Annotated in this window: 2 protein-coding genes; both read left to right on the top strand. The window is 36.8% G+C overall.

Annotated elements, in window-relative coordinates:
- Positions 1 to 270, top strand: a 270-nt coding sequence (locus ACRD7A_RS18990) for a hypothetical protein (RefSeq protein ID WP_430812968.1), incomplete at its 5' end; no start/stop codon positions are given.
- 527 nt (positions 271 to 797) lie between these two features.
- Positions 798 to 1,664 (top strand): CPBP family intramembrane glutamic endopeptidase, encoded by an 867-nt coding sequence (locus ACRD7A_RS18985; RefSeq protein WP_430812969.1) that lies wholly within the window; start codon positions 798 to 800, stop codon positions 1,662 to 1,664.
- Positions 1,665 to 1,758 lie beyond the last annotated feature (94 nt).

Below are 1,758 nucleotides of genomic sequence, written 5' to 3'. Positions count from 1 at the left end.
CTCCGCCAAATCGTTGATTTGGCTATCCAAAATGAAAAGTTAAAACCAAATACAACGCTTTGGCTTCCCTCCTTTTTAGAAGGTTGGTGTGGTCAACATTCGCCTTACGCCGCCATGCGGCAGGCCGTTGGGCGCAACGAGCTCGAACGGAGCGCTTCGATTATGACAAACAAAAACGGGACGCAAAACCGTAAAATCGGGAAAAGTGGTTTAATGTCAAAGCAATTTAAAACTAAGGCGCGCATTTTCGGACTCGCAAACAAAACGTAGCGGGACTGGGACTTCCAAACGGACACGGCGGACTAATCCCGGCCGGCATTTTTTTAGCCAGGCAGCCGGATTTCCGATTTGCAGCGCGACTTTTGGGCAGCTCTATTCGGACTCAGTTTCCCGCGTGGTTTAAGTGTAACCGGACTTCAAAATTACGCATACGGACTAGAGCGCGCCAAGACCTAGAATACAAAGCTGTTTAGACGGAAAAAAGATGAATAACGTAAAGATTTTCAGCCCGTTTTTGATGCACATAACCGAAAAGTAAATTAAATCGCAGCGCCCAACAAACCGCCATAGCGCATAAGGCGATTACTGCGGTTCCGAAGGTTCACCACTTCGTTCAGCTCCGCCAAATCGTTGATTTGGCTAAACACAAGGAAAAAGATAAAACCAAATACAACGCTTTGGCTTCCCTCCTATTTGAAAGGTTGGTGAGGTCAACATTCGCCTTACGTCGCCATGCGGCAGGCCGTTGGCATTCATTAAACCACATACCCTAACGAATTTGATTTTCAATAACCAATATGATTAGCGAATTAAAAATTAAACTTCAAAGCAAGTCAGATAAAGAAATCGAACAGTTATCCAAGGAACTTAACTATTACTTTGGGGAAGAGAAACAATTAATTATAGAAGAAGTAAATCGTCGAAATTCATTAAAGACAAGCGAAATAAAGAAAGAGAAAAAAGAGAAGTCTATTTATAATTCGAAGTTAGAATTAATAATTGTTTTAATGCTAGGATTTGGATTTTTAGCGTATAATTCGACACTTAGCTTTTTATACGGGTATACTTCCAAAGAAATTCAAGTTACAGATTACGGAACGTATTATAATACTCTGTATCAAATCATAATATTGACCATCATTGGAGTTTTCTTAAAATACCGTGGCTGGAAATTATCCGACTTTAATCTAAACTTTAAATTTCGAATGATTTTCATTGCAGTATTGCTTTTCTACATCACTAACTTCTTAATCAATATTACTTTTGGAATTTCAACAATTCTAGGCTCAGATGTAATAAATTCAGGGAATAAGCCAAACCTTACAATAAATGCCGATTGGCTGAGTTTGACAATGATTATTGTAATAAATTCAATCTATGAAGAATTATTACTTATTGGGTATCTATTTAAACGTTTAGAAAGGCTAAACCCTGTATTAGTGATTATTTTTAGTATGCTTGTTAGGCTCTCTTTCCATACATATCAAGGTTGGTATTTATTAATTAGTATACCTGCAATAGCTTTAGTATTTGGAATATATTACATCAATTTTAAGAAGCTATGGCCATTAATAATTGCTCATGGAATTAATAATCTGTTAGCTTTTTTGAGTATTCATTACCAATGGCAAGAAAAGCTTCAAAATATAAAAGACGCTCTCTAGAAAAAATAACGAAATGCCAACAATGGCTAATAAAGCATCGTTAGTTTGTGGTTTACTAAATACGTATCAAAGTAAATAGTTAAACATGATTATT

Source organism: Carboxylicivirga longa, from assembly GCF_050589825.1.
Lineage (GTDB): Bacteria > Bacteroidota > Bacteroidia > Bacteroidales > Marinilabiliaceae > Carboxylicivirga > Carboxylicivirga longa.
The sequence above is the reverse complement of the archived record's forward strand: the minus strand, read 5'-3'. Positions and strand labels throughout refer to the sequence as shown.

What these genes read in the sequence shown, in the direction of transcription:
- ACRD7A_RS18985 (WP_430812969.1), top strand. Translation starts at nt 798, where the DNA reads ATGATTAGCGAATTAAAAATTAAACTTCAAAGCAAGTCAGATAAAGAA.